Source organism: Desulfomonile tiedjei, from assembly GCA_016212925.1.
In the GTDB taxonomy this organism is placed as follows: Bacteria; Desulfobacterota; Desulfomonilia; order Desulfomonilales; family Desulfomonilaceae; genus JACRDF01.
The window spans coordinates 183,697-195,957 of sequence record JACRDF010000006.1 but is presented as its reverse complement, the minus strand read 5'-3'; the positions used below and the strand labels follow the sequence as shown (position 1 = coordinate 195,957).

15 protein-coding genes and 1 tRNA gene are annotated in these 12,261 nt (G+C 52.5%); 9 read left to right on the top strand and 7 right to left on the bottom strand.

Annotation, left to right across the window (positions count from 1 at the left end):
• Positions 1-98 precede the first annotated feature (98 nt).
• The 3 genes from HY913_03460 (at position 99) to HY913_03450 (ending at position 1,431) form a co-directional block, all read left to right on the top strand.
• The gene (locus HY913_03460) at positions 99-461 is read left to right on the top strand and encodes a helix-turn-helix transcriptional regulator (protein MBI4962310.1); all 363 of its coding nucleotides are present in this window, start codon (positions 99-101) and stop codon (positions 459-461) included.
• 200 nt (positions 462-661) lie between these two features.
• Complete coding sequence (nikR, locus tag HY913_03455; protein ID MBI4962309.1) at positions 662-1,081, top strand: nickel-responsive transcriptional regulator NikR; 420 nt, start codon at positions 662-664, stop codon at positions 1,079-1,081.
• A 41-nt stretch (positions 1,082-1,122) separates the two neighbouring features.
• Positions 1,123-1,431 (top strand): DUF2442 domain-containing protein, encoded by a 309-nt coding sequence (locus tag HY913_03450; GenBank protein ID MBI4962308.1) that lies wholly within the window; start codon positions 1,123-1,125, stop codon positions 1,429-1,431.
• A gap of 100 nt (positions 1,432-1,531) precedes the next feature.
• Here the strand turns inward: HY913_03450 and HY913_03445 are convergent, their stop codons facing one another.
• Positions 1,532-2,590, bottom strand: a complete 1,059-nt coding sequence (locus HY913_03445; protein MBI4962307.1) for a hypothetical protein — start codon at positions 2,588-2,590, stop codon at positions 1,532-1,534.
• Positions 2,591-2,927: 337 nt separating this feature from the next.
• Here HY913_03445 and rpsA point away from each other — a divergent pair, with 337 nt between their 5' ends.
• The 5 genes from rpsA (at position 2,928) to HY913_03420 (ending at position 7,731) form a co-directional block, all read left to right on the top strand.
• Positions 2,928-4,382 (top strand): 30S ribosomal protein S1, encoded by a 1,455-nt coding sequence (rpsA, locus tag HY913_03440; protein ID MBI4962306.1) that lies wholly within the window; start codon positions 2,928-2,930, stop codon positions 4,380-4,382.
• Between the two features lies 1 nt (position 4,383).
• A complete protein-coding gene (locus HY913_03435; GenBank protein MBI4962305.1) occupies positions 4,384-5,439 on the top strand; it encodes an ATP-binding cassette domain-containing protein in 1,056 nt (351 codons plus the stop codon).
• Positions 5,436-6,191, top strand: a complete 756-nt coding sequence (locus HY913_03430) for an ABC transporter permease (GenBank protein ID MBI4962304.1) — start codon at positions 5,436-5,438, stop codon at positions 6,189-6,191. Before HY913_03435 ends, HY913_03430 begins: the two co-directional genes overlap by 4 nt.
• A 25-nt stretch (positions 6,192-6,216) precedes the next feature.
• A complete protein-coding gene (locus HY913_03425) occupies positions 6,217-6,990 on the top strand; it encodes a hypothetical protein (protein ID MBI4962303.1) in 774 nt (257 codons plus the stop codon).
• 177 nt (positions 6,991-7,167) lie between these two features.
• Entirely contained in the window at positions 7,168-7,731 is a 564-nt protein-coding gene (locus tag HY913_03420; GenBank protein ID MBI4962302.1) for a hypothetical protein, read from the top strand.
• Between the two features lie 105 nt (positions 7,732-7,836).
• On the opposite strand, the gene HY913_03415 is transcribed toward HY913_03420, so the two are convergent.
• Both HY913_03415 and HY913_03410 read right to left on the bottom strand, forming a co-directional pair.
• Positions 7,837-8,490 carry a TIGR00730 family Rossman fold protein gene (locus HY913_03415; GenBank protein MBI4962301.1) on the bottom strand — a complete coding sequence of 218 codons (654 nt, stop codon included), beginning with the start codon at positions 8,488-8,490 and terminating at the stop codon, positions 7,837-7,839.
• Between the two features lie 324 nt (positions 8,491-8,814).
• A complete protein-coding gene (locus HY913_03410) occupies positions 8,815-9,060 on the bottom strand; it encodes a hypothetical protein (protein ID MBI4962300.1) in 246 nt (81 codons plus the stop codon).
• A 123-nt stretch (positions 9,061-9,183) separates the two neighbouring features.
• On the opposite strand from HY913_03410, the gene HY913_03405 reads away from it, so the two are divergent.
• Positions 9,184-9,270 (top strand) — tRNA-Leu (locus HY913_03405).
• 133 nt (positions 9,271-9,403) lie between these two features.
• Here HY913_03405 and HY913_03400 read toward each other — a convergent pair.
• From HY913_03400 to HY913_03385, 4 genes are all read right to left on the bottom strand, one after another.
• Positions 9,404-9,877 carry a hypothetical protein gene (locus HY913_03400; protein MBI4962299.1) on the bottom strand — a complete coding sequence of 158 codons (474 nt, stop codon included), beginning with the start codon at positions 9,875-9,877 and terminating at the stop codon, positions 9,404-9,406.
• A gap of 444 nt (positions 9,878-10,321) precedes the next feature.
• Entirely contained in the window at positions 10,322-11,500 is a 1,179-nt protein-coding gene (locus HY913_03395) for an MFS transporter (GenBank protein ID MBI4962298.1), read from the bottom strand.
• Positions 11,501-11,598: 98 nt separating this feature from the next.
• Positions 11,599-11,946, bottom strand: coding sequence for a DUF86 domain-containing protein (locus HY913_03390; GenBank protein MBI4962297.1), 348 nt, complete (start codon positions 11,944-11,946; stop codon positions 11,599-11,601).
• On the bottom strand, positions 11,930-12,229 hold the full coding sequence (locus HY913_03385) for a nucleotidyltransferase family protein (GenBank protein ID MBI4962296.1): 300 nt from the start codon (positions 12,227-12,229) through the stop codon (positions 11,930-11,932). Before HY913_03385 ends, HY913_03390 begins: the two co-directional genes overlap by 17 nt.
• Positions 12,230-12,261 lie beyond the last annotated feature (32 nt).

Below are 12,261 nucleotides of genomic sequence, written 5' to 3'. Positions count from 1 at the left end.
CCCGGCATGCTCTCCCCGGGAAGGGAGTAGCGCTGGCGAAAAGGATTCTTCAAAACAAGGGACTCCATGACAAACGAGGCCTCGTGAGGGTGAAGCAGATGAGATCGTCCTTGAACGCTAAGACTAAAGATGAGCAGGACCTTGATCAGATCTTTCAGGAGATCAAGAAAAAGGAGTTCTCCAGAGAGGCCGAGATCTTTAAGGCCCTCGGGCATCCAATCCGGCTGAAGATCGTGTATGGATTGATCAAGGTAGGCGGATGCAACGTGAAGAATATGCAAGAGTGCCTAGGACTCCATCAAGCCACAGTGTCCCAGCATCTGATTCACCTCAAGAGCCGCGGGATCATAAAATCCACCCGCCAGGGCTTGGAAATGGTCTACTCCGTCGCAGAGCCTTGGGCCAAATGTGTCATAGATAACATAGAAAAGAGGCAGGACGCTTCTGAAGACGATGATTAGGTAGAGCACCCGTCCCGCTTATTCTCAGCTTCCGGCTCTAAGATTCTGACAGCCAACCATCTGCAAGCTCTTTGTCGGTCATCAATTTCTTCCAGTAAGTCTTAAATGGAATTCCTGCGCGGTTTGTGTATACTCTCCACATTGGGGCAGCCCCAACGAACAAACAAAAAAGCTCTTGAGCCGCCGGAGGGAAGGGAACGATGGCCGACCTTGTTAGATTCGGGGTATCCATACCCGATGACCTGCTCGAGAAGTTTGATGTGCTGATTTCCCAGAGGGGTTACACCAATCGCTCCGAAGCCATAAGAGACCTCATTCGGGATCGACTCGTGGAGGATCAGTGGAGCGAGTCGGAACACGAGGTTGTCGGCACTGTAACCGTAGTGTACAACCACGAACAAAGCGACCTGGCACAAAAGCTCACGGAGATTCAGCACCGGAAACATGACCTGATAATCTCCGCGGTCCACGTTCACTTGGACCACCACAATTGCCTGGAAGTCCTAATTATGAGAGGCGCCTCGGACGAAGTGAAAAAAACCGGCCAGTTGCTGATTTCCACACGAGGGGTCAAACACGGCAAAATTACCATGACGACCACCGGCAGCGAACTCGACTAAATTGGAGGAGGCCACCCGGTGATTTCGCCGCGGCCGCGAGCATGAAATCAGAATTGCCTGGCACAGCCATTTCGGAAGTTGAGGTAACTAACATCTCCCGGCATGGTCTTTGGCTACTTGTCGGTGAGGAAGAACTGTTCCTCCCGCTTGAGGAGTTCCCTTGGTTCAAGGATGCCCCCCTACAAGCCATACTGACCGTGCAACGGCAGGGCCCTGAACATCTTCACTGGCCCGATCTCGATGTAGATCTGACGCTGGACTCGATCCGGCACCCGCAGAAATATCCGCTTATGTCCAAGGTCAACGTCAAATTCGCTGAAGCAGATTCGCCACAGAAAAGTAGCCTCTGAGAAGAAGCATCAGTGCTTGCCCAAGGGGCGACCCCAATCGTTGAAAAACCCTTATGTTGATCTGTCAGGAGAGATAGGAGAATTTCGGGGGCACCCCTACTCAAGCGTAAACTCGGGACAAATGGATGGGCTGGGCATCGCCGCTTGTCGGCGGTGGCACCAATAGCTGTAAATCCACATTGAGCCAATGATAGTCCGGGTTGAGGTCCCGCAACTTGCCGTCCTCCGGTGGCTCCGAATGCTCATTGTGTTTGTAGGTAACCAGGAAGATCCCCACTCCATAATCCGGAGTCTTGTCAATGAGATAGGTACCAACGAAATCGGTTTCTTTCATTTTGACTGTACGAGCGAGTTCCGAGATTTCGGCGTTACTGAGCTTTATGAGGGTGTATTTTGAAATACCCTGTTCGGAAAGCCTGATAAGAGTGCGCGCCTCGGAAGACGAAATGTACACGGTGGAAATGAAGTCGAACCGAGCCAGGTATCGGGCGGCCACCAGGGCCGCGGTCCTTCTCCCTCCAACGGTGTAATGAAATCCGTAATATTCATACAGCTTTTGCTGAAGGATTTCCCCGGTTTTCTCGCTTTTTTCGTACAAGTCCTTAGAGATGTACCTTAGATACCTGCCCAAATCCTCTGCAGCATTCGCGACCGGCCAGTCTATCCTCACATGAAAATGGGACACCCCGAATCTGTATCGCGTTTTTACGGTGGGATCTCTCTGGATCAGAACTGCGAAGTCCGATTTGAGAAGACTCTTGAGCAATATAGCGAACGCGGAGTCGTTAAAGTAACGCATCCGCTGATGAAATACCTCTTTGAGATCGAACATGGCCAGGTTGGCCAGATTCTCCTTTGTGACTTTATTGGAATCAAAGAATCTTATATGGTTCTTGGCTGCAGGCGGCAGAAAATCCTCATTAAATATGACGATGAAATGCTTTTGTTCGGCATACTCCGGGGCCACAATCCTGGCCCTCGGTTTGAGTTCACGCATCTCCACGAACGGATATTCCCGTTTCGCGGTCCTGAACGCTTTATAAGACCCTATGAGCGATTCCGCTATAATGATGCTGTCGAGTTCGTCTCTAAGGAAGAAGTAGAGACAACGACGGAATCTCGCGTTCCACCCAATTTCGTTCCGTCGCAGGAATGGCATGCGCCCGTATCCTTGTCATTTCCGGCTGGTTAGAGTTGGGATTTGTGTCGAAAGGCAATGCCCGCGCCTGAATTGCATGTCAGCACGGCCAAGGCAATCTAGAGCGATTCCTCGCAGTAGACGGAGAGAAAGAGGATCGCTAACCTCATGACACGAAGAGTCTTGGAGGTCTTACGGTGTCAAACCGCGACCCCCGTGGACGCCCAACTCGCTCGCGGATTTTTTTTTAGGATGAGTTCTCACTCATACTTACTAATACCAGAGAGGAGGTCCCCTTGCAACGCATGATGAAACAAGGTAACAAGAAGTCTGACTATAATGTAGAGAGGGACGGTCTATGGCAGAGGAACGAGAGGATACCTTACAAAAGGACGACGTGAGCGAGAATGACGAGGCACAGGAGGATTTCGCCGCTCTGTTTGAGGCGGAGACATCGCGCAAGGGGAGTCCTGTTCAAAGAGACAGCAAAATAGAAGGGACCGTAGTGTCCATCGGCGAGGAATGGATCTTTGTGGATATCGGTGGAAAAAGTGAAGGAAGCATCGCCAGAGATGAATTGCTGGACAAGAACGGCCAACTCACTGTGGGCGTCGGCGATCCGTTGACCGCCTACGTGGTCAGTACGAGGGAGGGTGAAATACTCCTGAGCGTCAAGATGACGGCTGTTGCCTCCGAAGAAGCCTTAAGAGACGCTTATCGCAGCGGGGTACCCGTTGAGGGACTTGTCGGCGGAGAGCGCAAAGGTGGCTACAGTGTGACCCTTTTCGGCAAGCAGGCGTTTTGCCCATATTCTCAAATTGATCTCCAATCAGGGGGCAAGGCCGAAGACTATGTGGGAAAACGGTTGACTTTCAGGATCACGGAATACTCGGAGCGAGGCCGAAACATTGTCCTGTCACGACGGGAAATCCTTGAAGAAGAGCGGCTCGCCCAGGTCGAGCAGTTGAAGGGGACCTTGCGCCCTGGGGATGTGATTACAGGGACGGTCCAGAACCTGACCCAGTTCGGTGCATTCGTGGACATTGGCGGAGTCGAAGGACTCATACCCATGTCCGAACTTGCCTGGTACCGGGTTGGTGAAGCTGCGGACGTGCTTACACGCGGAGAACAAATAAGTGTGCTCGTCACGGACGTGGACTGGGATAACAAGAGGATTTCTCTGAGCCTAAAGCAGACACTGGAAGATCCGTGGAACCTGGTGGATCAAAAATATTCCGGAGAAAGGATAGCCACGGGAAGAGTGAGCAAACTGATGAACTTCGGAGCCTTTGTGGAGCTGGAACCGGGCATTGAGGGGCTGATTCATATTTCCAACCTGGGAATGGGCCGCAGGATTAATCACCCGAAGGAAGTACTTTCAGAAGGAGATCAGGTAGATGTCCGCGTGCTGTCTGTGGACCGCTCTGCGCGCCGGATCGGCCTTGAATTGCTGCCTGATAGCTCCCAACCTGCCCCGCCGGAACTCAAGGAGGGGGACGTGGTTGCAGGCGTGGTCGATTCCGTTAAAGACTACGGTGTGTTTGTGAGCCTGCCCGGTAACAAGTCCGGCCTACTTCATGTTTCAGAGATCGGCGGCGGCAAAACCGGTGATCTGCGTGGCAGATTTTCCGTTGGGGCTGCCATTCAGGTTCAAATTCTGGCGATTGATCCGGCCACCAACAAAATCTCCCTGAGCACCAAGGCCATCGACATTACCAAAGAGCAGGCCGAGTTCAAGGACTTCGCTACGAAAGCGGGTCGTTCCTCTTTTGGCACCCTCGGGGACCTTCTGAAGGACAAGATGAAGAAGTGAAATGTCGCATGGCCTGGATCATGGCTTTGTGGGCTTGCTAAGACCTACTGGAGGTGGAGCCGCGACGGCAATAATCAAAATTACGGAATTAACCCGACGGTTTGGCGACTTGACGGCTCTCAACAATGTCAGCCTCGACATCGAGAGAGGTGAGCTTTTCGGATTGCTTGGCCCCAATGGAGCCGGAAAAACCACTTTGATCTCGATCCTCTCCACTCTGCTGTCGCCCACGTCCGGCGCCGCAGTTGTTTGCGGCCACGATGTTCGGAAGGATGAAGACGCTGTCAGGCGAAGCATCGGCGTTGTCTTTCAAGATCCAAGCCTCGACGACGAACTGACCGGCCAAGAAAACCTGGATTTTCATGGGCGATTGTACGGCCTGGACTCGGAAACTCGGTACTCCAGGGTTGATGAGGTTTTGCACCTCGTGGACCTGGAAGACAGGCGGCATGATCTGGTCAAGACCTATTCAGGCGGGATGCGGCGGCGTTTAGAGATTGCGAGAGGCCTGATGCACCGGCCTCAAGTTCTTTTTCTCGACGAACCGACTCTCGGCCTCGATCCACAAACCAGGAGAAAGATTTGGAATTACATCCGCGGCCTAAAAGAATCCTACGGCATGACCATCATCCTGACCACCCACTACATGGATGAGGCTGATCAACTCTGTTCGCGGGTGGCCATAATAGATCACGGCGTGATAGTAGCTTTGGATAGCCCGGTAAATCTCAAGGCCGGTTTGGGCGGCGATTTGCTGGAATTGGAGACCCCTGCTGTGCACCCTGATTTTGTGGAAAGGCTCAGGAATTCACAGGAAGTGGGACGAGTATCGGCGAAGGACGGGCGGGTGATTCTGACGGTTAACAAGGGGGAATCATTTATCCCTCGAGTCTTTGAAACAGCTCAAAGTCTTGGGATGGAGATCTCTTCCGTGTCCATGCGTAAACCGAACCTGGAAGACGTGTTCATAAAACTCACCGGCAGAGAAATCCGGGAAGAGACGATCAGCGAGCCCAAGGAACGGTTCCGCATATACATGTGGGGGCGCAGACGATGAGGCCTAGCCCCGCCATCTACACGCTCTGGCTGAGGGAGGTCAAGAGATTCGGTAGAAATAAGAGCAGACTGATCGGATCTATGGCGCTTCCAGTGTTGTTTTTAGTCGTGCTGGGTAGCGGCTTTGGAGGGTTTTTCCGCTATCGCGACGATGTGACTTACATCCAGTTCATAGGTCCGGGGATTATCGGCATGACGTTGCTGTTCTCCGCGATGTTCGGTGGCATGAACGTGCTCTGGGACAAGCAGTTCGGCTTCCTCAAGGAGATTCTGGTCGCGCCGGTCAGCAGGACGGCCATTATGACGGGAAAGACCATCGGAACGGTCACCACCTCAATGCTCCGTGCTCTGGTACTATTGGCTGCGTTGATAGCAGCGGGGCTGGTGAGGTTCGATGTCGGCGGATTCCTGATGGCTCTGGTTTTCATGTTTCTTGTTTCCGCGTCCTTTGTGAGCCTCGGAATAGCCCTGGCTTCGTGGATGACGGACCCACACGGGTTTCAGCTCATAATGAACTTCGTCATCATGCCTGTGTTTTTCCTTTCGGGCGCGCTTTTCCCTTTGGACGACCTGCCGCGCTGGCTGGCAATTCTGACCCGGCTCAACCCTCTTACTTACGGGGTGGACGGCATGCGTTTCGCCCTTGGCGGCCCCTATCGGTTTTCTCCGGTGTTGGACCTGGCTGTACTGGCCTGTTTCTGGCTGGCTATGACCTTGATCGGCGCGTTCATGTTCCGCAAAATGTCCGCGTAAGTACGGGACTCCTCAGGATGTCGTCATGTCCCCCGACAAAGCCCCTGAGCTGTTGGCAGAGGTTAAGCGATTGGTCGGGACCCTTTCGCGCGTGACCGATGTGCGGCAAAGGGCTTATGCACTCGCGTTCCGACTGAAGGGCGAGGACAGTTCGACTATTGTGGATATCCTACGGCTGATCCGTGAGAGGGCGCTGGTGGGTCACGAGGATTTCATGGGTCTGTACAACAGCCTCGTAGTGCCCGACGTGTTTGCGGAAGTCCTGGGCAAAGCCAAGGTCTCAGAACTTGTAGATGCCGCGCAAACCAAGGGCCTTTACGATCTGGTGGCCTTTTTTTTGGACATGCCGGACGAAAATCCCCACGTACGCCCTTTCCAACCTTTTCTCGACGGGACGTTGAAGGAAACTCCTCTTGGAATGCGCAAGGCCTTGGCTCGCAAGCTGGATTTCAAGCTCATAAGAAGGATCGCTCGGGACCAGGACCATCGAGTTATCAAAATCCTCCTTGACAATCCGAGGTTAACCGAACGAGACGTCGTGCAAATCGCAGCCACGAGGCCCACTTCTCCTCAGGTCCTTGAGGAAATATCCAAGCATCCGCGTTGGCGCACGCGATACGCGGTCAAGAAAGTGGTTGTTTTCAATCCGCATTCGCCTCTCTCTCTATCCCTGAGGCTACTTGCCTTTATGACGTTGCAGGATCTGGAAGAAATCGTAAACAGCCCTCATCTGAATCCGGTAATGCAAGGGCAGGCCGAGCTAATTATTGAAAAAAAGGCTGGTCATGGGAAGTCATGATGCTGCGATGGGAAAGAATTTAGGGGTGTTTCCTTTGGACCGTGGCGACGGGCCTGGCAAGAGCTGCCACAAAAGCTCCCGGTTTCGCCGACCTTTGATCGCGATTTCGGTCGTGATATCCAAGTGCTTCGGGCAATTCACCCGCGAGTTTGCGCCAGATCTTGGCTGGAGTCCAATATGGTCCGGGACATAGTCGGCGTAGCCATCATAGTCCTGGTTTACGCCTGTTTCGTCATTATTGTCTTTTCCCCGACGATTTATGCCGCGTGGTTCTATGTGGTCGGCCGCAAAATGAAGCTCAAAAGCAAGGGACTCTTGAGAACCGCGCTTATGACTTTCTGTGTCAATCTCCTCCTTGCGTACCTGCTGGTACATGTGGGTTTTGACTATTTCCTCCCTTCACGAATCAGCGAAAAGGACGCGATCGCTGGCGAGGCGGTGAAAAACGCCGTTGTTTCACAAGGAAGGTTTCATGAGAGCCACGGCCGATATTATCCGGTGGGACCAATTCGAGGTCCTTACCGGGACGATCACGGTCTCGTGGTGGAAAAGGACGTGATTCTGGAGGTGGTGCCGGTGTGGGACAAAGAACGAGGCGTTGAAACCTTTCAAGTTTATGCGATTCACGTTTGGGGTCAGAGTCTGATGACCGGTTCCAAGGATGGCAAGGTGGAAAAAGCGCCGCTGGATTCCGAGCAGGCCCTGCAACGCAAGGCCAAACTGCTCAACAGCGTTCGATAGCTTGTTCTCGGTTGGTCAAGACACCTCGGCTCACCGTTTCATATATGCGGTGGGACAAGAGGTTTCGTCGCAATCCAACAAGTTTCGGTGAGTATCGACACGCGCTTACAGGATCACAATCCTTTTGATGGCACTCACCGCGGCGGCAGGATCATCGAGGACTTGAAACAGGTCCAGATCGTCTGGAGATATCATGTGGTTAACAACCATGGTCTTCTTAATCCAGGAAATCAGGTCCTTCCAATAGTCCTTCCCGAGCAGAATCACGGGAAACTGTTTGATGCGGTGGGTTTGAATCAAGGTCAACGCCTCGAAAAGCTCGTCCATGGTTCCAAAGCCACCGGGGAGGATGATGTAGGCAACAGCATATTTGACGAACATCACCTTCCGAATAAAAAAGTAACGGAAATCAAGCTTTACGTTCGTGTACGGATTCGCTGCCTGTTCCTTGGGCAGTTGTATGCACAGCCCCACCGATTTGCCCTTCGCTTCGATTGCTCCACGATTGGCCGCTTCCATTGCTCCGGGCCCGCCACCGGTTACGACCGAAAACCCCGACTGAGCCAGCAACCGTCCCACTTCACGCCCCAATTGGTAGATCGGATCCTCTGACGAAACAGAGGAAGACCCGAACACGGACACCGCCGGATAGATCTCGGACAAGGTCTCGAATCCATCCACAAATTCCGAGATGATTCGGAATATTCTCCAGCTCTCTTTCACATTGAAGTCGTCGATTACGTACTGCCTATCGTTCATGTATATTGCCTCATCTTTTATAACCGCTTATCATAATTTACTAGACTCAACTTGACCTTACTGACTGCGCAGATCTTAGGTCCCGGCCCTCGACTTGTCAACAAAAAGGTCGCCGGGAACAGCCCTGTTTCCGGCACGTGCGGAGGCAATCTGTGATACCGATGCGCGATCAAACAGGTAATAATAACGTGGGCCGGCAGGGAGACACTGTTTTAAAGTGAAACTACGACGCGCAATCGTGTTACGTACCGGGTAGCCCGGACGTTACTACGTCCGGGTCGCACAGCGACAGGAGGTCTGGTGGCCGATATGTCGGCTTATAAGTCACAGGTCCAGACTTCTCATGCCTGCGGCACCCGGAGGCAGTAGCCACCGGGCTACCCAGCTTCTGCGGCTGCCGTCCAATTCATCACACGTTGCTTGTTTGAATTCGGTTTTGAGACAGTCTCGGGACGCTGACCCCTTCCGCAATGTGGTAGTGTCGGCCTGCCAAATGCCGTGCCCCCACTCAGCCTTGTCCTCGGTCTCGACGTGAGAGATCTCTCGTCGTTGAAGTCGAAGCCTCGGCATGACTCAATGCTCACAAGCAGATCAAATTCAGGATTGATTATTGGTGCGGTTCGGTCTATAGTGGTGCGGAAATGAGTCGGCCCGCTCGCGGCCGACACATTGGATCTTCCAACACCGACACGCGCTCGGATGGCGGAATAGGCAGACGCAGCGGACTCAAAATCCGCCGCCCGCAAGGGCATGCGAGTTCGACTCTCGCTCCGAGCACCAAATGATTCAAGGCAGTTAGCTCGCCAATACAAGGTGAGCTTTTTTCTTCAGAACCACGAGTGCGGGACTTGTCGTCTCAAAACCGTTAGTGGGGGCAACTGACTTGGCTGCCTTCGAGATGTGAACCACACGCCTAGAGATCGTCGCTACACAGAACCTGTTTTTTAACTCCCTTTTCGTTGCACCTTCCTTCCATAGCATGAAATGCAAACTCAGCTTTCTGCCATGCCAGGTCTTCAGTTCGCTCTCCATATGTGTAGGCGAATCTAACTTTTGGTAGTTTTTCTGAATTCACACACCAAAAGAACGCTCCCCACGTGACATGCTTTTCCCTCTCGGTCCGCGATTCACCAACTTCTGCGCTACTACCTTTTACTTTCAAGGTTCCTTCACTACGGTCAAGTTTCGATGTTTTCTCATGAGATCTAACTCTCTTGCTCTTTCTGTACTCCTTGTCAAACTTCTCGCTGGTATCTGCCAAGCGAAATTTCCACTTGCTTTGAACTTTTCCGAAGTCTTTCACATCTATAATACCCGTTACGGTTTCAGCCCACACCGGCGCCACCATTATTCCCGCCACGATAATACCCAGGACAAGACTCTTCATGGCCACCTCCGAAAAAATGAAACACTGCTTCGAACTGAGGGGGTACTTTCCTTGAACGGTATCACAATGGAGTTGTCGGCGGCAATCGGAAAATCGTGATTCTGAGCCAGCTGTAAGGAGATTTATTATTCGGCCACTATGTGAAGTATTCCTCACATGGCCGAATATTTTTGGGCTATAGGTTTCAATGTTTCAGCGGGAAGTAAGAAAGGCGTAGGGTTATGGAAGACTTCTCAACGCCTTGTGTCGGCGTGACGCCGAATTCATGAAAACCAAAGTCCGTCACACCGACCACCCCATAATGGGGTTAACCTTTCTCCCGGTCCTACGCCTTCAGTGAATAAGACACTTGAGCATGACAATGGTTGCGCGAATCGAGCCAATTTTTTATCCGGTCTGGCCTGTTTTTGAACACGGAGCGGTTTGGTTTCTCTCACGACGAACCTAGCTGCGCCGCGGCGTCCGGTACCTGATCGGCAGGCTCAGGAGCAGGCCAGCCAGGGGCAAGAGCCAAATTGACTTCAACGCCACTGGCACACCGTAATGGTCCGCAATTACACCGAGAATGGTTACACCAATCCCGCCGGTGCCAATGGCAAAGCCGACCATGAGCCCTGAAGCAATGCCGAGGTTCCTCGGAAGCAGTTCTTGCGCCATAACGATGGTAACGGTGAAGCTGGAAATCAGCACCATGCCCACTACGCCGAGGGCTACAAACAACATCAATCCTTCCGTGATGAAGATCAGAGGAAACAGCACCGTGGCCAAGAGCAGAGACGCGATCAGGTAACGTTTGTGGCCTACTCTGTCGGCTATGATGGAGCCTCCGATGGTTCCTACCACGCCTCCGATGAGAAACACTGAAACGAGTTGAGCGGCGTACAGCGGGTCCCCTTTCAGTACGTCGATATAATAGAAAGGAATATAGGTCATCAACCCAATTTGGGTCCAGGATCTCATGATCACGGTGGCGATAATCAGGAACAACGACAGGTACACTCCTCTTGTGGCCCCCTCGCTGCTCATTGCTTTTTCCAGGGTGCCTTGCTTCGGCGACGCCACGGAACCCCATGCGTAGGACACGAGAGCCACAAATACCAGCGAGAGGACAATCATCGCGGGTAAGTAATCGAACCCCAGACGCGTGACAATGGCCAGTGAGATTATCGGTCCCACCGCGAAGCCCAAATTGCCTCCCACCGAGAACACCGACATCCCGGTTGCCATCTTGTCGCCGGTGAAGAAACGCGCGGTTTTGTACCCTTCCGGATGGAACGCAGCCACGCCCAGCCCGCTCACCATTACCAAAGCCAGGACAATGGCGTACTCGTCAGGAAGGCCAACCAAAGAAAAACCTATGCCTGCACACAGACATCCCAGAGGCAGCAGGAAGATCTTCTCTTTCTTGTCAGACAGGTAGCCGAACACCGGCTGCACTACCGAAGAGGTGAGGTTCGCTGCCATCATTATGACGCCGGTCATCGTGTAAGACAGCAACAGTTTTTCTTTCAGGAGCGGAAGCAGGGCGGGCAGCGAGCCTTGATAGATGTCAGTTACCAGATGACCCAAAGATAGGATCAGTAGGATTTTGAGATTGAATTTATTTTCTTGCAACGAAGTCATTGACAAAAATCCACGCGCTTCCGATGATCTCCAGCTCTGAAACTCACCGTGCCGCCAAAAAGGGCACACGCGAGATCGTGGAACCATCTTTGGTCTTGCTACTTCTGTCCTTCTTGTCTCAAGATTTCCTGTATCTGGGTTTCAAGAACCGGCAGCTTGTTTTGGATCGCGTCCCAAATGATCTCTATCTTGACGCCGAAATATTCGTGAATAAGCATGTTACGCATGGCAGTAATTTTTCTCCACTCCACCCCCGCGCAACGGGCACGCAGCTCTTCGGGTACATGCCTTGAAGCCTCGCCGATGATCTCGAGATTGCGGATTACTGCGTCCAAGGTCTTTGTGTCAGCGCTAAACTGATCAAGTGACAATCCTGAGGTATAGGTTTTGATTTTTTCGCACGATTCCAGAATATCCGCGAGATACAACTTAGAATCCCGTGACATATACGGCCTCCTGCAGAATGTACGGACGTATCCTGGGCTTGATCACATCCGCTATAACCAGATCCGCCGGGCAACCGAATAGGTCTTCCAGGAAGAATTTCAAATCAAAGTAATTGTCGAAGGTCGCTTCACTGAATTCCACGAGGAAGTCAATGTCGCTGCTCGGCTTTTGGTCGCCTCGCGCATGAGACCCAAAGATCCCCAAACGGCGGACTCCGAAACCACGTATGGTCTCCGCATTTTCCTCAAGCTTTTTAAGAATTTCTTCGCGATTTCCCGGCATGAGCTTTTCCTGTCTCTATTGCGCGCGCCACA